Here is a 19,761-nt window from a genome sequence, read left to right on the forward strand (position 1 = left end):
CTTATGATCCTTTTTAGTTTATTATAATCGGAAATATTATTCCGGGTTGTTTAATTTACTGTTTTTCTTACCGTAAGTAAAATAGAAAATTATTCCTAAAGCCATCCATGCAAAAAGCCTTAACCAGTTTGTCCAGCCCAGACCGTACATCATAGCGCAACAAACAAGAACTCCTAAGATAGGTACTAAAGGAACAAATGGTGTTTTGAATTCGCGAACCATATTTGGTTCTTTTTTTCTTAAAATAATAACTGAAATACATACCAGGACGAAAGCGAATAATGTTCCAATACTTGTCATATCCCCTACAATGTCACCTGGAATAAAAGCGGCAAATGCACCCACAATTACTAAAATAGCAAGATTTGCTTTATATGGAGTTTTGTATTTTGGATGAACATCGCTAAATGCTTTTGGTAACAAACCATCTTTACCCATAGCATAAAACACTCTGGATTGTCCTAATAACATCACTAAAATTACAGAAGAAAAACCTGCAAGGATAGCAACAGTTACTAATTGACCAAGCCACTCGTACCCTATCATATACTTATTGATTGCAAAGGCTACAGAAGCTTCTTTACCACCTGTTCTAAAATCTTCAACAGTTGCAACACCTGTTAATACGTGTGCAAAAAGAATGTATAAAAGGGTACATACAGCTAATGAACCTAAGATACCAATTGGCATTGCTGTTTTAGGATTTTTTGTTTCCTGAGCAGCTGTACTTACAGCGTCGAAACCAATAAAAGCAAAGAAAACAGTTCCTGCCGCTCCTAAAATACCCATAATACCACCGTAGCTATGTCCAACTCCATGCTCATCTGTAAAAATTGAGGATGGCGGGATATAAGGGGTATGATTTGCTGGATTTACAAAGTTCCATCCAATTACAATGATTAAAATTACAATGGCAACCTTAACGATTACAATAATTCCATTAACAAAAGCAGATTCTTGTATACCTTTAATCAGTAATAAACTAATAACACTAACAATAAATAATGCCGGTAAATTGATAATACCGTGAGTTACTTCATTTGTTGCCGGATCAATTATTTTTTGAAAAGGAGAATGCGAATATTCAAATGGAATGGGACTGATATGAAAGACATTGACCAGAAGATTATTGAGGTATTCGCTCCAGGCAATTCCTACTGTTGCAGCACCTACGGCATATTCTAGTATTAAATCCCAGCCAATTATCCATGCTAAAAATTCACCCATTGTAGCATAAGTGTAAGTATAAGCACTACCTGAAATTGGAATTGATGATGAAAGCTCTGCATAGCATAAACCAGCTAATGCGCAGCCAATTGCTGCTATAATAAAAGCTATAGTTACAGATGGACCAGCATTTTGTGCGGCAGCGGTAGCAGTTCTAACAAATAATCCTGCACCAATGATGGCGCCAATACCTAAAGCTACTAACGACCAAGCGGTTAGAGTTCTTTTTAATCCTTTTTCAGAATCTGCAGCTTCTGCTAAAAGCTGTGCTAATGGTTTTCTTTTCCAAATTGACATATAATTATATTGGTTTATTGTTATTAAGCTCCAAATGTATCGTTTTTTGTAAAAAATAAAAACAATTATCTTCTTTTAAGTTATAAAATATTTAAATAATTACTAAAACCACCAATAAACCTCTGTAAAGCACCGTTATTCATAAAAATAATTCCAATTAATAATAGAATAGACATTATGTAAGGCTGATAAAATTATATTATTTTTCCTAATAAATTAATATAATTTCTTTTAATTTTATAGTTTCAAATAAAATTATAAATGTATTGAATAATGAATTTTAAAGAGATTGCAGTATTTTTCAAATTTACAGGTCAGCAACGTACAGGGATTTTTTTACTTTTTGTAATTATTATAGTGTTGCAATTGGTTTATTTTTATAGTGATTTTTATCCGCCCGAAAAAGCCTTCCCCGAAAAAGAGGAATGGATCTCTTTGCAGAGTGAAATTGATTCTCTGAAATTGATAAAATATAATGAGAAGCGAAAGGTTTATCTTTATAATCCAAATTTTATTTCTGACTATAAAGGATATAAACTCGGAATGTCTACACAGGAAATCGATCGATTGCTGGCATTTCGAAAAGAAAATAAATATGTAAATTTTGCTGAAGAATTTCAACAGGTCACGAAAGTTTCAGATTCCCTACTAAAAATTATTTCTCCTTTCTTTAAATTTCCGGACTGGATTCAAAAAAAGAATAATTTTAAAGCAGAGAAAAAAGAATTTACTCACAAAGATGATTTAAAAAAGGAAAAGATTGTAGTTTTAAATATTAATGAGGCAACTCATGAGGATTTGATTAAAATATATGGTATCGGCGAAGCTTTGTCTTTACGAATATTAAGGCAGAGAGAAATATTGGGAAATTTTGTTTCTATGGATCAAATGAATGAGATCTGGGGGCTTTCGCCTGAAGTTGTTGCAGAATTGAATTCTCATTTTAAAGTGATATTGTCTGGGAGTTTTAAAAAAATAGCAATAAATGACGCGTCTTTAAAGGAATTATCTCAATTTTCATATTTCCGATATGCATTGTCTAAACAAATTGTAACGTATAGAAGTATGAATGGAAATTTTAAAAATATTGAGGATTTGTCAAAAATTAAAGGTTTTCCTGTTGAAAAAGCAAAAATAATTAGTTTATATTTGGAGTTCTAAAAAAAAACAGCCAACAATGAATTTTGATTATAACGAAACGCAGTCAATGATCGCGCAATCTATTAAAGATTTTGCAGAGAAAAACATTAGACCTAATATAATGGAGTGGGATGAAGCGCAGATTTTTCCAATTCCTCTTTTTAAAAAATTGGGAGAAATGGGATTTATGGGAGTTTTAGTGCCTGAAGAATACGGTGGATCTGGTTTAGGATACCATGAATATATTACTGTTGTCGAAGAAATTTCAAAAGTGGATCCTTCGATTGGTTTGTCAGTTGCGGCACATAATTCATTATGTACAAATCATATTCTGACTTTTGGTAACGAAGAACAAAAGAAAAAGTGGTTGCCTAAATTAGCAACAGCTGAATATATTGGTGCCTGGGGATTAACAGAACATAATACAGGTTCTGATGCAGGAGGTATGAATACTACTGCTGTTAAAGATGGTGACTCATGGATTGTGAATGGTGCTAAAAACTTTATCACGCATGCAATTTCTGGTGATGTCGCTGTGGTTATAGTTCGTACAGGAGAGAAAGGAGATTCCAAAGGAATGACAGCATTTGTTTTTGAAAAAGGAATGCCAGGATTTTCTTCAGGGAAAAAAGAGAATAAATTAGGAATGCGTGCCAGTGAAACTGCTGAATTGGTTTTTGATAATTGCCGAGTACCCGATGCAAATAGATTGGGTGAGGTCGGTCAGGGATTTGTTCAGGCCATGAAAATATTAGATGGAGGACGAATTTCTATCGGAGCTTTGTCTTTAGGGATCGCTAAAGGCGCTTATGAAGCGGCTTTAAAATATTCTAAAGAAAGATATCAGTTTGGCCAGCCAATTAGTAGTTTTCAGGGAATATCTTTTAAACTTGCTGATATGGCAACAGAAATAGAAGCTTCAGAATTGTTGCTTCATAAAGCAGCTTTCTTGAAACAACAACACAAACCAGTGACAACGCTTGGTGCAATGGCAAAAATGTACGCGTCGGAAGCCTGCGTGAAAATTGCTAATGAAGCAGTTCAAATCCATGGTGGTTATGGATATACAAAAGATTTTCCTGTAGAGAAATTCTACCGTGATTCTAAATTATGTACAATTGGAGAAGGAACGACAGAAATTCAGAAATTAGTTATATCGAGGAATCTGTTGAAAGAATAAAGAATAAAGAATAAAGAATAAAGAATAAAGAATAAAGAATAAAGAATAAAGAATAAAGAATAAAGAAATTTTAATCATCATAAATGCAGTTTGATAAAGTCTATTTTCTTTTTTCTATTCTCTTTTCTCTTAATTTTAAAATAATTCAAAATTCATAACTCATAATTCAAAATTAATATATACTTTTGCAGCCTTAACGAGAGGAGGTGTCTATATTATGTTAATTATACCAATTAAAGACGGAGAAAATATCGATAGAGCATTAAAGCGCTATAAAAGAAAATTTGATAAAACAGGAACTGTTCGTCAACTAAGAGCACGTACTGCTTTTATTAAGCCTTCTGTTATCAAAAGAGCTCAAATTCAAAAAGCGGCTTACATTCAGAACATGAGAGATGGTTTAGAAAGTTAGTATTAGCTTTTCGCAAATAATTACCGTTAGTTATCAAAATTTTGATACTAACGGTTTTTTTATGCTTAATTTTGAGATAATATATATAGGTATAATCTTGGAGTAAAAAAATATTGTAATGAAGTCAAATAAAGATGCATTTCGTGATTATCTTCAGTTAGAAAAAAAATATTCAGCACATACGGTCAATGCTTATTTGAATGATATTGTCTTTTTTGAAGTTTTTAATAAAGAGCATTTTGAGCAGGACAATATTGAGAAAGTAAATTATGGTCAAATTAGAAGTTGGATTGTTTCTTTAGTGGATCAAAATATTTCAAATGTTTCTGTCAATAGAAAAATGGCCTCATTGAAAGCTTTTTATAAGTTTCTTTTGAAAACAAAACAGCTAGAGGTGAATCCTATGTTGAAGCATAAGGCTTTGAAGACTCCGAAAATTATTCAAATTCCATTTTCTGAAAAAGAACTTTCTGATTTAATGAATCAGGTAGGTAGTCCTGTTGGTTTTGAAGAAATTCGTGACAAGCTTATCGTGGATATGTTTTATACAACTGGAATGAGGCGTGCGGAATTAATACATTTGATGCTATATAATGTTGATTTGATGTCAAATGTAATAAAGGTTCTGGGTAAGCGTAATAAGGAACGTATTATTCCGATTTTGCCTATTGTTGCTGATCAGTTTAAGTCTTATCTTGATGAGCGTGATTCTGTTGAAAATATCACAGATGCTGATTATTTTTTTATTTCGAAAAAAGGGTTAAAATTGAGTGAATCTTTTGTGTATCGATTAATAAATTCTTACTTTAGTAGGGTCTCTGAAAAGGTAAAAAAGAGTCCGCATGTGCTTCGTCATACTTTTGCGACTCATTTACTGAATAACGGGGCAGATTTAAATTCAGTTAAGGAGTTATTAGGACATTCTAGTTTGGCATCTACGCAAGTTTATACTCATAATAGTTTAGCGGAGCTTAAAAAAGTATATGGAGATGCTCATCCTAGAAATAAATAATGCTTCTGAAATGTTTAACCCTAAAATTAATATTATGAAGGTAGATGTTCATGCAGTTAACTTTACTGTTGACCGAAAATTGGTAGATTTTATTCAAGAGAGAATGGATAAGTTGGAAAAATATTACGATCGAGTTGTCTCGGCTGATGTTTTTTTAAAAGTTGAAAGAACAAGTGATAAGGAGAATAAAGCTGTTGAGATAAAGATTAATGTTCCGGGAGATGATTTTTTGGTTAAAAAGCAGTGTAAGACATTTGAGGAAGCAGTCGAACTTTCGGCAGAATCTTTAGAACGTGTACTGGTAAAAAGGAAAGAAAAAATAAGAGCACACATATAATTGAAAAATTTTTTCAAAAAATGTTTTGATACAAAGATAAAATAGCTACATTTGCAGTCCGTTAGAAATAGCGGACTTTTTTATTGATATTGCCAGCGTAGCTCAGTTGGCTAGAGCAGCTGATTTGTAATCAGCAGGTCGTGGGTTCGAGTCCCTCCGCCGGCTCTAAATATTTCAAATGCGATTTGAAATTGTTCATGCAATTGTTGATAAAAAAAGGGGAGATACTCAAGCGGCCAACGAGGGCAGACTGTAAATCTGCTGTGTGAACTTCGCAGGTTCGAATCCTGCTCTCCCCACAAAAAAAGAAGTTAAGATTTTGGATTGTAGATTTTAGATTGAATATCTGAAATCTAAATTCAAAAATCTAAAATCAGAACTCTCTGCCGGTGTAGCTCAGGGGTAGAGTGCTTCCTTGGTAAGGAAGAGGTCTCGGGTTCAATTCCCGACATTGGCTCAAGTAAGTAGGAAATTGAAAATTAATATATAACTAAGATTAAAAATTAAGTAAAATGGCAAAGGAGAATTTTAATCGTTCCAAACCGCACTTAAACATAGGTACAATTGGACACGTGGATCACGGAAAAACTACATTAACTGCAGCAATTACAAAAGTATTGTCTGATGCTGGTTACTGTCAAGCAAAATCGTTTGATCAAATCGATAACGCTCCAGAGGAGAAAGAAAGAGGTATTACTATTAATACATCACACGTAGAGTATGAAACAGCTAACCGTCACTACGCTCACGTTGACTGTCCAGGTCACGCGGATTACGTAAAGAACATGGTTACTGGTGCTGCTCAAATGGACGGAGCTATCTTAGTAGTTGCTGCTACAGATGGTCCAATGCCACAAACTCGTGAGCACATCCTTTTAGGTCGCCAGGTTGGTATTCCTAGAATGGTAGTTTTCATGAACAAAGTAGACATGGTTGATGACGCTGAGTTATTAGAGCTTGTTGAAATGGAAATCAGAGATTTGTTATCTTTCTACGAATATGATGGAGATAATGGTCCTGTTGTTCAAGGTTCTGCTTTAGGAGGATTGAATAATGATCCTGCTTGGGTTCCTAAAATTATTGAATTGATGGAAGCTGTAGATTCTTGGATCGAAGAGCCAATTCGTGATACTGCAAAACCATTCTTGATGCCAGTTGAGGATGTATTTACAATTACTGGTCGTGGAACTGTTGCTACAGGTCGTATCGAAACTGGAATTGCTAATACAGGAGATGCTGTTGAGATCATTGGTATGGGAGCTGATAAATTAACTTCTACTATTACAGGAGTTGAGATGTTCCGTAAAATCCTTGACAGAGGAGAAGCTGGAGATAACGTAGGTTTATTGTTAAGAGGTGTTGATAAAGAATCTATCAAAAGAGGAATGGTTATCATTAAGCCAGGATCAGTAAAACCACACGCTACTTTCAAAGCTGAGGTTTATATCTTGAAAAAAGAAGAAGGTGGACGTCATACTCCATTCCATAATAACTACCGTCCACAGTTCTACGTACGTACAACTGACGTAACAGGAGTTATTACTTTACCAGAAGGAGTAGAGATGGTAATGCCAGGAGACAACTTGACTATCAATGTTTCTTTATTAAGCCCAATCGCTATGAGCGTAGGTTTACGTTTCGCTATCCGTGAAGGTGGTAGAACAGTAGGAGCAGGTCAGGTGACTGAAATCGTAGGATAATCCTATAAATATTTAAAAAGCCAGTTGATTTTCTTAACTGAAATCACTGGCTTTTAATTACGGGCGTAGTTCAAGGGTAGAATAGCGGTCTCCAAAACCGTTGATGGGGGTTCGAATCCCTCCGCCCGTGCAATATAAAATATATCAAATGACAAAAGTTACGAATTATTTATCAGAGGCTTTCGAGGAGTTAAAGTCAAATGTTACTTGGCCTGCTTGGGCTGAGGTTCAAAAATTGACAATTGTTGTGGCTGTATTTTCGATTCTATTCGCTTTGGCAACTTGGGGAGTAGACGAATTTTTTGCAAAAGCTTTGGCTGGATTTTTTAACTGGTTAAAAGGATAATTTTTTTGTGATGGCAGATAATAATGTGAAAAAATGGTATGTGGTTAGAGCTGTAAGCGGACAAGAAAACAAAGTCAAAGCTTATATCGAAACTGAGATTGCCAGACTAGGTATGGGTGATTATGTTTCCCAAGTTTTAGTGCCTACTGAAAAAGTGGTTACTGTAAAAGAAGGAAAGAAAATGTCTAAGGATAAAGTTTACTTCCCTGGATATGTTATGATCGAAGCCAATTTAGTTGGTGAGATACCTCATATTATTAAGTCTATTACAAGTGTAATTGGATTTTTAGGTGAGATTAAAGGAGGGGAACCTGTTCCTTTAAGACTTTCTGAAGTAAATAGAATGTTAGGTAAAGTAGATGAGTTAGCTGTGAATACAGATACTCGTGCTATTCCTTTCAACTTAGGAGAAACTGTTAAAGTGATCGATGGTCCTTTCAACGGATTTAACGGAACGGTTGAAAAAATCAATGAAGAAAAGCGTAAACTTGAAGTAATGGTTAAGATTTTCGGAAGAAAAACACCATTAGAATTGAGTTTTATGCAAGTTGAAAAAGTATAATTTTTGTTACATCTATAATAACCACTACAATTGCTTCCAATAATTGTGGTGTTAAATTTTTTAAAAAATGGCTAAAGAAATTAGTAAGGTAGTTAAACTACAAGTTAAGGGAGGTGCTGCGAATCCGTCGCCACCGGTTGGACCTGCTTTAGGAGCTGCTGGGGTTAATATCATGGAGTTCTGTAAGCAGTTCAATGCTAGAACACAAGATAAACCTGGCAAAATATGCCCAGTACAAATTACTGTGTATAAAGACAAATCATTTGATTTTGTTGTTAAGACTCCTCCAGCTGCTGTCCAATTATTGGAAGCTGCAAAGCTAAAGTCTGGATCAGGTGAACCAAATCGTAAAAAAGTAGCTAGTGTTACTTGGGACGTTATCAAAGCAATTGCTGAAGATAAAATGGTAGATTTAAATGCATTCACAATCGAATCTGCAATGAGCATGATCGCTGGAACTGCTAGATCTATGGGTATAACTGTATCAGGAGATGCTCCTTTTTAATTAAGAGAAAGAAATGGCAAAATTAACAAAAAAGCAAAAAGAGGCTGCTTCAAAAATTGAAAAGAACAAACTATACTCTTTAAAAGATGCAGCTGCATTAATTAAAGTTATAGCTTCTGCAAAATTTGATGAGTCTGTTGATATCGCAGTTCGTTTGGGTGTAGATCCAAGAAAAGCGAATCAAATGGTTAGAGGTGTAGTTACATTACCTCACGGAACAGGTAAAGACGTTAAAGTATTAGCATTGGTTACTCCAGATAAAGAAGCGGAAGCTAAAGAAGCCGGAGCAGACTATGTAGGTCTTGATGATTATTTACAAAAAATTAAAGATGGTTGGACAGATGTTGATGTAATTATCACAATGCCAGCTGTTATGGGTAAATTAGGTCCATTAGGTCGTATTTTAGGACCTAGAGGTTTAATGCCTAACCCTAAAACAGGTACAGTAACTATGGATGTTGCTAAAGCTGTTGCAGAGGTTAAAGCTGGTAAAATCGATTTTAAAGTTGATAAAACTGGTATCGTACATGCAGGAATTGGTAAAGTTTCTTTTGGAGCTGAGCAAATTTATGACAATGCACACGAAATTATTCAAACATTAATCAAACTTAAACCAACTGCTGCTAAAGGTACCTACATTAAAGGTATTCACCTTACAAGCACTATGAGTCCTGCAATTGCATTGGACCCTAAAGCAGTATAATTGGTAGTTAATAATTTTTAGTATGACTAGAGAAGAAAAATCAATCGCGATTGAAGATTTAACTGCACAGTTAGCTGGTACAAATATTATTTATGTATCTGATATTTCTGGATTAAATGCAGAAACTACTTCAAGCTTGAGAAGAGCTTGCTTTAAAGCAGGTATAAAATTAGAGGTTGTAAAAAACACTTTGCTTGCAAAAGCAATGGAAGCTTCTGCTAATGACTATGGTGACTTACCTTCAGTATTGACTGGTAACAGCGCTATATTTATTTCAGATGTTGCAAATGCACCTGGAAAAATAATTAAAGATTTCAGAAAAAAATCAGCAAAACCTGTATTAAAAGGGGCTTATATTAATTCTGAAATTTATATTGGAGATGATCAATTAGATGCATTAGCAACTATTAAATCTAAAGAAGAACTTCTTGGAGAACTTATTGGATTATTGCAATCACCAGCACAAAGAATTATTTCTGCTTTACAAAACAAATTCGCTGGTAGCGAAGAAGAAGCTGAAGCATAATAATTCATGCAAGGAATTCTATTTCCTTGTAGCTTAATTAGCGCACAATAAATAAATTATATTTTACAAATCATTTTAAACGATAGAAAAAATGGCAGATTTGAAACAATTCGCAGAACAATTAGTTAACTTAACAGTTAAAGAAGTTAACGAATTAGCAACAATATTAAAAGACGAGTATGGTATCGAGCCTGCTGCTGCAGCTGTAGTAGTTGCTGCTGGTGGTGGAGAAGGTGCTGCTGAAGAAGCACAAACTGAATTTACAGTTGTATTGAAAGAAGCTGGTGCTTCTAAATTAGCAGTTGTAAAATTAGTTAAAGAACTTACAGGTTTAGGTCTTAAAGAAGCTAAAGATGTAGTTGACGGTGCTCCAAGTAACGTTAAAGAAGGTGTTTCTAAAGAAGAGGCTGAAGGTCTTAAAAAATCATTAGAAGAAGCTGGAGCTGTAGTTGAACTTAAATAAGTTTACTCGGTTTTAAGAACTAGGTTTAGGTCTTGAGTGAACACTCAATGGCCTAAACCATTTTTCGTATAATAAAATATATCCAATTTTATTATCAAATAGTTTAAAATACGAAAAAGTTTTTGATCAATACGAAGAAAAAAAATTGAACTGAATTTTACCGGTTTATTTTTAAAGATGTATTGATTATAATAAGAAAGTATAGATTAAACAGTGTGTGTTTACACAAAAAACTACTTTTTTTTAATCAAAATTTTGTCCATTGATGATAACAAATCAGACTGAAAGATTGAATTTTGCCTCTACAAAAAATATCCCTGACTATCCGGATTTCCTAGATGTTCAGGTTAAATCTTTTAAAGATTTCTTTCAATTAGAAACGAAATCTGACGAAAGAGGCAACGAAGGATTGTACAACACCTTCATGGAAAATTTTCCAATCACAGATACAAGAAACAACTTTGTATTGGAGTTCCTAGATTACTTTGTAGATCCGCCACGTTATACAATTCAAGAATGTATAGAGAGAGGTCTTACTTATAGTGTGCCTTTAAAAGCCAGGTTAAAACTATATTGTACTGATCCAGAACACGAAGATTTTGAAACTATTGTACAAGATGTTTATCTTGGAACAATACCTTATATGACTCCAAGCGGTACTTTTGTTATCAATGGTGCTGAGCGTGTAGTAGTATCTCAACTACACCGTTCTCCTGGGGTTTTCTTTGGTCAATCATTCCACGCAAATGGAACAAAACTTTATTCTGCCAGAGTAATTCCTTTTAAAGGTTCCTGGATAGAATTTTCTACAGATATCAACAGCGTTATGTATGCGTATATCGATAGAAAGAAAAAATTACCGGTTACAACTTTATTCCGTGCAATTGGATTCGAAAGAGACAAGGATATCCTTGAAATTTTTGACTTAGCTGAAGAAATTAAAGTTTCTAAAACAGGTATTAAAAAATATATTGGAAGAAGACTTGCTGCACGTGTATTGAACACTTGGCACGAGGATTTCGTTGATGAAGATACCGGAGAGGTAGTTTCTATCGAACGTAACGAAATCATCCTTGATAGAGATACTATTATCGATAAAGATAATGTTGAAGAGATCATCGATTCTAACGTTAAATCTATTTTGTTACACAAAGAGGATAACAATCAGGCAGATTATGCTATTATCCACAATACGTTACAAAAAGATCCAACAAACTCTGAAAAAGAAGCTGTAGAGCACATTTACCGTCAGTTGCGTAACGCTGAACCGCCTGATGAGGAAACTGCTCGTGGTATTATAGATAAATTGTTCTTCTCTGATCAACGTTATAACCTAGGTGAAGTTGGTCGTTACAGAATGAACAAAAAACTTGGTTTAGATATCCCAATGGAAAAGCAAGTGCTTACCAAAGAAGATATCATTACCATTGTAAAATATTTGATCGAATTAATCAACTCTAAAGCTGAGATTGATGATATTGATCACTTATCAAACCGTCGTGTAAGAACAGTTGGAGAACAATTGTCTCAACAATTCGGTGTTGGTTTAGCACGTATGGCCAGAACTATTCGTGAGAGAATGAACGTTAGAGATAACGAGGTGTTTACACCAATTGATTTGATTAATGCTAAAACATTATCATCAGTTATCAACTCTTTCTTTGGTACTAACCAGTTATCTCAATTTATGGATCAAACAAATCCATTAGCTGAGATTACACACAAAAGAAGATTATCTGCACTTGGACCTGGTGGACTTTCGAGAGAGAGAGCTGGTTTTGAGGTTCGTGACGTTCACTATACACACTATGGTCGTTTATGTCCGATTGAAACTCCTGAGGGACCAAACATTGGTTTGATATCCTCTCTTGGTGTTTATGCAAAAGTAAACGGAATGGGTTTCATCGAAACTCCTTACCGTAAAGTAACTAATGGTGTAGTTGATTTAGAAAGTACGCCTATTTACTTAAGTGCTGAAGAAGAAGAAGGAAAAATGATTGCTCAGGCAAACATTGAAATGGATGCTTCAGGTAAAATTACAGCTAGCAATGTTATTGCTCGTGAGGAGGGTGACTTCCCGGTTGTTGAACCATCAGCAGTACATTATACAGACGTTGCTCCTAACCAGATTGCTTCGATTTCGGCTTCATTGATTCCTTTTCTGGAGCATGATGATGCGAATAGAGCCTTGATGGGATCTAACATGATGCGTCAGGCGGTTCCTTTGATCCGTCCCGAAGCACCGATTGTTGGTACAGGTTTAGAGCGTCAAGTGGCTTCAGATTCCAGAGTATTGATTAATGCTGAGGGAGATGGAACTGTAGAATATGTTGATGCTAATATCATTACTATCAAATACGACCGTACTGAAGATGAGAGAATGGTAAGTTTTGATACTGATGAAAAAACGTACAACTTAATTAAATTTAGAAAAACCAATCAAGGTACAAGTATCAACTTGAAACCAATCGTAAGAAAAGGTGACAGAGTTGTTCTTGGTCAAGTATTATCAGAAGGGTATGCTACTCAAAATGGAGAATTAGCTTTAGGTAGAAACTTAAAAGTTGCGTTCATGCCATGGAAAGGATACAACTTTGAGGATGCGATTGTAATTTCTGAAAAAGTAGTTCGTGATGATATTTTTACTTCTATCCACGTTGATGATTATTCATTAGAGGTTAGAGATACTAAGTTAGGAAATGAGGAATTAACAAACGATATTCCTAACGTTTCTGAAGAAGCTACTAAAGATTTAGATGAAAACGGTATGATCAGAATTGGAGCAGAGGTTAAACCTGGCGACATTTTGATCGGAAAAATTACACCGAAAGGAGAATCAGATCCTACTCCAGAGGAGAAATTGCTTCGTGCAATCTTCGGGGATAAGGCAGGTGATGTAAAAGATGCTTCATTAAAAGCGTCTCCATCTTTACATGGTGTAGTTCTTGACAAAAAATTATTTGCAAGAGCCGTAAAAGATAAACGTAAACGTACTCAGGATAAAGATGCTTTAGGCGCTTTAGAAATGGAATTCGAAACTAAATTTGTTGAATTAAAAGACAGATTGGTTGAGAAATTATTCCTGATCGTGAACGGAAAAACATCTCAAGGTGTAATGAATGATTTGGGCGAAGAAGTTTTACCAAAAGGTAAAAAATATACTCAAAAAATGCTTTACGCAGTAGAAGATTTTGCTCACTTAAGCAAAGGTCAATGGGTTGCTGATGATGCTACAAATAAAATGGTTAATGATTTAATTCATAACTATAAAATTAAGCTGAACGACTTACAAGGATCTTTAAGAAGAGAAAAATTCACTATTACAGTTGGAGATGAATTACCATCTGGAATCTTGAAATTAGCGAAAATTTATATCGCTAAAAAACGTAAACTGAAAGTAGGGGATAAAATGGCAGGACGTCACGGTAACAAAGGTATTGTTGCAAGAATCGTTCGTCATGAAGATATGCCTTTCCTTGAAGACGGAACACCTGTAGATATCGTATTGAATCCACTTGGGGTGCCTTCACGTATGAACATTGGTCAGATTTATGAAACTGTTCTTGGATGGGCTGGACAAAATTTAGGTAGAAAATTTGCTACTCCAATTTTTGATGGTGCTACTTTAGATCAAATTAATGAATTAACTGATGAAGCTGGAGTACCACGTTTCGGACATACACATCTTTATGATGGTGGTACTGGAGAGCGTTTCCATCAAGCAGCGACCGTGGGTGTAATTTACATGCTTAAATTAGGACACATGGTTGATGATAAGATGCACGCACGTTCTATCGGACCATACTCGTTGATCACTCAACAGCCACTTGGAGGTAAAGCTCAATTTGGAGGTCAGCGTTTTGGAGAGATGGAGGTTTGGGCACTTGAAGCTTATGGAGCATCAAGTACTCTTCGTGAAATCTTGACAGTTAAATCGGATGACGTTATTGGTAGAGCTAAAACTTACGAAGCTATCGTTAAGGGAGAATCTATGCCAGAACCAGGATTACCTGAATCATTCAATGTATTAATGCATGAATTAAAAGGTCTTGGACTTGACATTCGTTTAGAAGAATAATAAGTATTAGGTAGTTTTCAGTCCCGATTTTTATCGGGGCTGATTACTCATTTATAGAAGTTTTTAGGATTTATACCCGTAACCCGTTCCGATTTTTTATATAAACCCTAAGCGTTTTATAATTAGCACTTCAGAATAATAAAGATTTGAAGTTTAGAGAAGTAACTCGAGGTAGTTATAGTCAAAAGTCAAATGTCTTAAAGTTTATAAAGTCTTAACCGACTTTCGACTTTCGACTTTCAAACTTTCGACTTAAACAAGAATCAATTTTTTAATTGCAAATAAATCAATAGTAAAAACTATGATGAATAATAGAAATAATAATAAGGATAAAAATCCAGTTAAAAGATTTAATAAAATCTCAATTGGATTGGCTTCACCAGAATCTATCTTGAAAGAATCAAGAGGAGAGGTTTTGAAACCAGAAACTATCAACTACAGAACTCACAAACCAGAACGTGACGGACTTTTCTGCGAAAGAATCTTCGGACCTGTTAAGGATTTTGAGTGTGCTTGTGGTAAATATAAAAGAATTCGTTACAAAGGTATTATCTGTGACCGTTGTGGTGTTGAAGTTACTGAGAAAAAAGTACGTCGTGACAGAGTAGGACACATCAATCTTGTTGTGCCTATTGCTCACATTTGGTATTTCCGTTCTCTTCCAAACAAAATTGGTTATATCCTTGGTCTTCCATCTAAGAAATTAGATATGATCATTTACTACGAAAGATACGTGGTAATTCAAGCTGGTATTGCTAAAAATGCAGATGGAGAATCATTACAAAGATTAGATTTCTTAACTGAAGAAGAATATTTGAATATTTTAGATACTCTTCCGCAAGAAAACCAATATTTAGATGATATGGATCCTAATAAATTTGTTGCCAAAATGGGAGCAGAGTGTATTATGGATTTATTGGCTCGTATTGACTTAGATGCTTTATCTTATGAATTAAGACACAGCGCTAACAACGAGACATCTAAACAACGTAAAACTGAAGCTTTAAAAAGATTACAAGTTGTTGAGTCTTTCCGTGAGTCTAACTTAAACCGCGAAAATCGTCCTGAGTGGATGATTATGAAAGTGGTTCCTGTTATCCCACCAGAATTACGTCCGCTTGTGCCACTTGATGGAGGTCGTTTTGCAACTTCAGATTTAAATGACTTATACCGTCGTGTAATTATTCGTAACAACCGTTTAAAAAGATTAATGGAGATTAAAGCTCCAGAAGTTATCTTAAGAAACGAAAAACGTATGTTGCAGGAATCTGTAGATTCATTATTCGATAACACTCGTAAAGCTTCTGCTGTTAAAACAGAATCTAACAGACCATTAAAATCATTATCGGATTCATTAAAAGGTAAGCAAGGACGTTTCCGTCAAAACTTACTTGGAAAACGTGTGGATTATTCTGCTCGTTCGGTAATTGTTGTTGGTCCTGAATTAAAATTATTCGAATGCGGTTTGCCAAAAGATATGGCATCTGAATTATACAAACCTTTCGTAATCCGTAAATTGATTGAAAGAGGTATTGTTAAAACAGTAAAATCTGCTAAGAAAATCATAGACAAAAAAGAGCCTGTAGTTTGGGATATCCTTGAAAATGTAATTAAAGGACATCCAGTATTACTTAACCGTGCTCCTACATTACACAGACTTGGTATTCAAGCTTTCCAACCAAAATTAATTGAAGGAAAAGCGATCCAATTGCACCCATTAGTATGTACGGCTTTCAACGCCGATTTTGATGGGGATCAGATGGCAGTTCACTTGCCATTAGGACCAGAGGCTATTTTAGAGGCACAATTATTAATGTTGGCTTCTCACAATATTCTTAATCCTGCAAATGGTGCTCCAATTACTGTACCTTCTCAGGATATGGTCTTGGGTCTATATTATATGACCAAAGAACGTATCTCAACACCAGAACATGTAATTTTAGGTCAAGACTTAACTTTCTATTCTGCTGAAGAAGTAAATATTGCATTAAACGAAGGAAGATTAGAATTGAATGCTCGTGTAAGAATCAGAGCTAAAGATTTTAATGAAGCTGGAGAATTAGTGTTCAAAATTATTCAGACAACTGCTGGACGTGTATTATTTAACGAAGTAGTACCTGAAAAAGCTGGATATATCAATGATGTATTGACTAAGAAAAACCTTAGAGATATTATCGGACACATTTTAAGTGTGACTGATGTACCTACAACGGCGGCTTTCTTGGATAATATGAAAGATATGGGTTATAAATTCGCATTTAGAGGAGGTTTATCATTCTCTCTTGGGGATATTAGAATTCCAGAACAAAAAACAAAATTAATTGCAGATGCCAGAGAACAAGTTGAAGGTATTTCTGTGAATTATAACATGGGTCTTATTACGAATAACGAGCGTTACAACCAGGTTATTGACGTATGGACTTCAGCAAATGCTCAATTAACTGAGTTAGCAATGAAAAATATTAGAGAAGACCAACAAGGTTTCAACTCTGTATATATGATGCTTGACTCTGGGGCGAGGGGTTCTAAAGAACAGATTCGTCAGTTAACTGGTATGCGTGGTTTGATGGCTAAGCCTAAAAAATCTACTGCTGGTGGTGGTGAGATTATTGAAAACCCGATTCTTTCTAACTTTAAGGAAGGTCTTTCGATTCTTGAGTATTTCATTTCTACTCACGGTGCTCGTAAAGGACTTGCGGATACGGCTCTTAAAACTGCCGATGCCGGATACTTGACAAGAAGACTTCATGACGTTTCGCAAGATGTTATTGTTAATATCGAAGATTGTGGAACTTTAAGAGGTGTTGAAGTTTCTGCTTTGAAGAAAAATGAGGAAATCGTTGAATCGTTAGGAGAAAGAATTTTAGGACGTGTTGCATTGCAAGATGTTATAAATCCACTTACTAACGAAGTAATGGTTCAATCTGGACACCAAATTACTGAGGCAATTATGAGAACTATCGAAGCTTCTCCAATTGAAAAAGTAGAGGTTAGATCTCCATTAACTTGTGAGGCTTTAAAAGGTATTTGTGCTAAATGTTACGGTAGAAACTTAGCTACCGGAAAAATGACACAAAGAGGTGAAGCTGTCGGAGTTATTGCAGCTCAATCTATTGGAGAACCAGGTACACAGTTAACACTTCGTACGTTCCACGTTGGAGGGGTTGCTGGAGGTATATCTGAAGAATCTAGTATTGTTACAAGATTTAACGGTAGACTTGAGATTGAAGATTTAAAAACTGTTAAAGGTGAGGATAGTGAAGGTAATGCGACTGATATCGTAGTATCACGTTCAACTGAATTAAAATTAGTTGATGAGAAAACTGGAATCGTTTTAAATACACACAATATTCCTTACGGATCTAGTATTTTCGTTAAGGATGGTGAAGTAGTTACCAAAGGATCTGTGATCTGTAAGTGGGATCCATATAATGGTGTAATTGTTTCTGAATTTACTGGTAAAATTGCTTACGAGGATTTAGAGCAAGGACAATCGTTCATGGTTGAAATCGATGAGCAAACAGGATTCCAGGAAAAAGTAATTTCTGAAGCCAGAAATAAAAAATTAATTCCAACTTTATTGGTTTACGGTAAAGAAGGTGAATTGATTCGTTCGTATAACTTACCAGTAGGAGCACACCTTATGGTTGAGAACGGTGAGAAAATTAAAGCAGGTAAAGTATTGGTTAAAATTCCACGTCGTTCTTCTAAAGCAGGAGATATTACAGGAGGTTTACCAAGAATTACTGAGTTGCTTGAGGCTCGTAACCCTTCAAACCCAGCAGTTGTTTCTGAAATTGACGGTGTTGTTTCTTTTGGAAAAATCAAAAGAGGTAACCGTGAAATTGTTATCGAATCTAAATTTGGTGAGATTAAAAAGTATTTAGTTAAACTTTCCAGCCAAATCTTAGTACAAGAAAATGACTTCGTAAGAGCAGGAGTGCCATTGTCTGACGGTGCAATTACACCAGATGATATTTTAAGAATTCAAGGACCGGCTGCTGTTCAACAGTATTTGGTAAATGAAATTCAAGAGGTATACCGTTTACAAGGGGTAAAAATTAATGACAAACACTTTGAGGTAGTTATTCGTCAAATGATGCGTAAAGTAAGAGTTCAGGATCCAGGAGATACATTATTCCTAGAAGATCAATTAATTCACACTAAAGATTTTATCGTTCAAAACGATAAATTATACGGTATGAAAGTAGTTGAAGACGCTGGAGATTCTGCTGTATTGAAACCAGGTCAGATTATTTCTCCTCGTGATCTACGTGATGAAAACTCATTGCTGAAACGAAATGATAAGAATCTAGTTGTAGCCAGAGATGTAATTACTGCAACTGCAACGCCAGTTTTACAAGGTATTACAAGAGCTTCGCTACAAACTAAATCATTCATCTCTGCTGCTTCTTTCCAGGAAACAACAAAAGTACTTAACGAAGCTGCAGTAGCTGGTAAAGTAGATGATTTGGAAGGATTAAAAGAAAATGTAATTGTTGGTCACAGAATTCCTGCGGGAACTGGTATGAGAGAATACGATAATACTATCGTAGGTTCTAAAGACGATTACAATGAAATGATGGCTAATAAAGAAGAATATATTTATTAATTAGGAAACTATGAGTAATCCGAAACAACAACAAGAGCAAATTAATATCGAGTTGGATGAAACTATTGCAGAAGGAATTTATTCTAATCTTGCAATTATCAACCACTCATCATCAGAGTTTGTTTTAGATTTTGTGAGCATTATGCCAGGTATTCCTAAAGCCAAGGTAAAGTCAAGAATTGTCCTGACACCACAACATGCTAAAAGATTATTAAAAGCAATTGGTGAAAATATTCATCGTTTTGAAGTCGCTCATGGCGAAATCAAGGACACTGAACAAGCACCAATTCCGCTTAATTTTGGTCCGGCAGGACAAGCATAAATTTTAAAAAGTCCCAGTAATGGGGCTTTTTTTTGCTCTAAATCTAAACTTAATGCACTTTAACCGATTTAAATTTACTTTCATCGACTAAATTTCCATCTTAGGCGGCATTATTCTAACTTAGTCTCGCCTAATAAACAAGATTTAATTTTTTGGAATATAATTACTTAGTAAAGGTTGATTAATTCAAATTAAAAAAAAGAAGCCGTCTCAAAACAAAATTTGAGGCGGTTTTTTATTTGTTGCCCATTTTGGCTTTTAATGTTTTGATTTTAAGGGAAGGAAAAAAATTGCCCTTATGCTGCAATTTTCTTTCTTAAGTTGTGTCCTAAAGCCATT

General features: G+C 34.9%; 16 protein-coding genes and 4 tRNA genes. 19 read left to right on the top strand and 1 reads right to left on the bottom strand.

What is annotated here, in order from left to right:
• Positions 1–36: 36 nt before the first annotated feature.
• Positions 37–1,524: an amino acid permease gene (locus tag ASC72_RS20155; RefSeq protein ID WP_056195139.1), complete on the bottom strand. Its 1,488-nt coding sequence runs from the start codon at positions 1,522–1,524 to the stop codon at positions 37–39.
• A 273-nt stretch (positions 1,525–1,797) separates the two neighbouring features.
• Here ASC72_RS20155 and ASC72_RS20160 point away from each other — a divergent pair, with 273 nt between their 5' ends.
• The 19 genes from ASC72_RS20160 (at position 1,798) to ASC72_RS20250 (ending at position 19,422) form a co-directional block, all read left to right on the top strand.
• Complete coding sequence (locus ASC72_RS20160) at positions 1,798–2,685, top strand: helix-hairpin-helix domain-containing protein (protein ID WP_056195142.1); 888 nt, start codon at positions 1,798–1,800, stop codon at positions 2,683–2,685.
• 16 nt (positions 2,686–2,701) lie between these two features.
• Positions 2,702–3,844, top strand: a complete 1,143-nt coding sequence (locus tag ASC72_RS20165; protein ID WP_056195145.1) for an acyl-CoA dehydrogenase family protein — start codon at positions 2,702–2,704, stop codon at positions 3,842–3,844.
• 217 nt (positions 3,845–4,061) lie between these two features.
• Positions 4,062–4,256 (top strand): 30S ribosomal protein S21, encoded by a 195-nt coding sequence (gene rpsU, locus ASC72_RS20170; RefSeq protein ID WP_026985791.1) that lies wholly within the window; start codon positions 4,062–4,064, stop codon positions 4,254–4,256.
• Between the two features lie 118 nt (positions 4,257–4,374).
• On the top strand, positions 4,375–5,268 hold the full coding sequence (locus tag ASC72_RS20175; RefSeq protein WP_056195148.1) for a tyrosine-type recombinase/integrase: 894 nt from the start codon (positions 4,375–4,377) through the stop codon (positions 5,266–5,268).
• Positions 5,269–5,302: 34 nt separating this feature from the next.
• Positions 5,303–5,605 (top strand): ribosome hibernation-promoting factor, HPF/YfiA family, encoded by a 303-nt coding sequence (gene hpf / locus ASC72_RS20180; protein ID WP_056195193.1) that lies wholly within the window; start codon positions 5,303–5,305, stop codon positions 5,603–5,605.
• 91 nt (positions 5,606–5,696) lie between these two features.
• Positions 5,697–5,770, top strand: a tRNA-Thr gene (locus ASC72_RS20185).
• A 53-nt stretch (positions 5,771–5,823) separates the two neighbouring features.
• Positions 5,824–5,904 (top strand) — tRNA-Tyr (locus ASC72_RS20190).
• Between the two features lie 86 nt (positions 5,905–5,990).
• Positions 5,991–6,062 (top strand) — tRNA-Thr (locus ASC72_RS20195).
• Between the two features lie 55 nt (positions 6,063–6,117).
• The gene (gene tuf / locus ASC72_RS20200) at positions 6,118–7,305 is read left to right on the top strand and encodes an elongation factor Tu (RefSeq protein ID WP_056195151.1); all 1,188 of its coding nucleotides are present in this window, start codon (positions 6,118–6,120) and stop codon (positions 7,303–7,305) included.
• 59 nt (positions 7,306–7,364) lie between these two features.
• A tRNA-Trp gene (locus ASC72_RS20205) sits at positions 7,365–7,435 on the top strand.
• Between the two features lie 18 nt (positions 7,436–7,453).
• Complete coding sequence (secE, locus tag ASC72_RS20210; RefSeq protein ID WP_008466927.1) at positions 7,454–7,651, top strand: preprotein translocase subunit SecE; 198 nt, start codon at positions 7,454–7,456, stop codon at positions 7,649–7,651.
• A gap of 10 nt (positions 7,652–7,661) precedes the next feature.
• Positions 7,662–8,213: a transcription termination/antitermination protein NusG gene (nusG, locus tag ASC72_RS20215; protein ID WP_029273444.1), complete on the top strand. Its 552-nt coding sequence runs from the start codon at positions 7,662–7,664 to the stop codon at positions 8,211–8,213.
• A 67-nt stretch (positions 8,214–8,280) separates the two neighbouring features.
• Entirely contained in the window at positions 8,281–8,718 is a 438-nt protein-coding gene (rplK, locus tag ASC72_RS20220; protein WP_007807442.1) for a 50S ribosomal protein L11, read from the top strand.
• 13 nt (positions 8,719–8,731) lie between these two features.
• On the top strand, positions 8,732–9,421 hold the full coding sequence (gene rplA / locus ASC72_RS20225) for a 50S ribosomal protein L1 (RefSeq protein WP_007807440.1): 690 nt from the start codon (positions 8,732–8,734) through the stop codon (positions 9,419–9,421).
• A gap of 22 nt (positions 9,422–9,443) precedes the next feature.
• Complete coding sequence (gene rplJ, locus ASC72_RS20230; protein ID WP_056195154.1) at positions 9,444–9,947, top strand: 50S ribosomal protein L10; 504 nt, start codon at positions 9,444–9,446, stop codon at positions 9,945–9,947.
• Positions 9,948–10,038: 91 nt separating this feature from the next.
• Complete coding sequence (gene rplL, locus ASC72_RS20235) at positions 10,039–10,410, top strand: 50S ribosomal protein L7/L12 (protein WP_007807437.1); 372 nt, start codon at positions 10,039–10,041, stop codon at positions 10,408–10,410.
• 265 nt (positions 10,411–10,675) lie between these two features.
• Positions 10,676–14,488, top strand: a complete 3,813-nt coding sequence (gene rpoB, locus ASC72_RS20240; RefSeq protein WP_056195157.1) for a DNA-directed RNA polymerase subunit beta — start codon at positions 10,676–10,678, stop codon at positions 14,486–14,488.
• A gap of 301 nt (positions 14,489–14,789) precedes the next feature.
• The gene (rpoC, locus tag ASC72_RS20245; protein WP_056195160.1) at positions 14,790–19,100 is read left to right on the top strand and encodes a DNA-directed RNA polymerase subunit beta'; all 4,311 of its coding nucleotides are present in this window, start codon (positions 14,790–14,792) and stop codon (positions 19,098–19,100) included.
• A 10-nt stretch (positions 19,101–19,110) separates the two neighbouring features.
• Positions 19,111–19,422: a DUF3467 domain-containing protein gene (locus tag ASC72_RS20250; protein WP_026985797.1), complete on the top strand. Its 312-nt coding sequence runs from the start codon at positions 19,111–19,113 to the stop codon at positions 19,420–19,422.
• Positions 19,423–19,761 lie beyond the last annotated feature (339 nt).

The organism is Flavobacterium sp. Root420 (genome assembly GCF_001427905.1).
Taxonomy (GTDB): Bacteria; Bacteroidota; Bacteroidia; order Flavobacteriales; family Flavobacteriaceae; genus Flavobacterium.

Coding starts and splice junctions, on each gene's coding strand:
- ASC72_RS20160 (WP_056195142.1), top strand. CDS start 1,798: ATGAATTTTAAAGAGATTGCAGTATTTTTCAAATTTACAGGTCAGCAA.
- rplJ (WP_056195154.1), top strand. CDS start 9,444: ATGACTAGAGAAGAAAAATCAATCGCGATTGAAGATTTAACTGCACAG.
- rplK (WP_007807442.1), top strand. CDS start 8,281: ATGGCTAAAGAAATTAGTAAGGTAGTTAAACTACAAGTTAAGGGAGGT.
- secE (WP_008466927.1), top strand. CDS start 7,454: ATGACAAAAGTTACGAATTATTTATCAGAGGCTTTCGAGGAGTTAAAG.
- ASC72_RS20250 (WP_026985797.1), top strand. CDS start 19,111: ATGAGTAATCCGAAACAACAACAAGAGCAAATTAATATCGAGTTGGAT.
- rpoC (WP_056195160.1), top strand. CDS start 14,790: ATGATGAATAATAGAAATAATAATAAGGATAAAAATCCAGTTAAAAGA.
- nusG (WP_029273444.1), top strand. CDS start 7,662: ATGGCAGATAATAATGTGAAAAAATGGTATGTGGTTAGAGCTGTAAGC.
- rplL (WP_007807437.1), top strand. CDS start 10,039: ATGGCAGATTTGAAACAATTCGCAGAACAATTAGTTAACTTAACAGTT.
- hpf (WP_056195193.1), top strand. CDS start 5,303: ATGAAGGTAGATGTTCATGCAGTTAACTTTACTGTTGACCGAAAATTG.
- ASC72_RS20165 (WP_056195145.1), top strand. CDS start 2,702: ATGAATTTTGATTATAACGAAACGCAGTCAATGATCGCGCAATCTATT.
- ASC72_RS20175 (WP_056195148.1), top strand. CDS start 4,375: ATGAAGTCAAATAAAGATGCATTTCGTGATTATCTTCAGTTAGAAAAA.
- ASC72_RS20155 (WP_056195139.1), bottom strand. CDS start 1,524: ATGTCAATTTGGAAAAGAAAACCATTAGCACAGCTTTTAGCAGAAGCT.
- rpoB (WP_056195157.1), top strand. CDS start 10,676: ATGATAACAAATCAGACTGAAAGATTGAATTTTGCCTCTACAAAAAAT.
- tuf (WP_056195151.1), top strand. CDS start 6,118: ATGGCAAAGGAGAATTTTAATCGTTCCAAACCGCACTTAAACATAGGT.
- rpsU (WP_026985791.1), top strand. CDS start 4,062: ATGTTAATTATACCAATTAAAGACGGAGAAAATATCGATAGAGCATTA.
- rplA (WP_007807440.1), top strand. CDS start 8,732: ATGGCAAAATTAACAAAAAAGCAAAAAGAGGCTGCTTCAAAAATTGAA.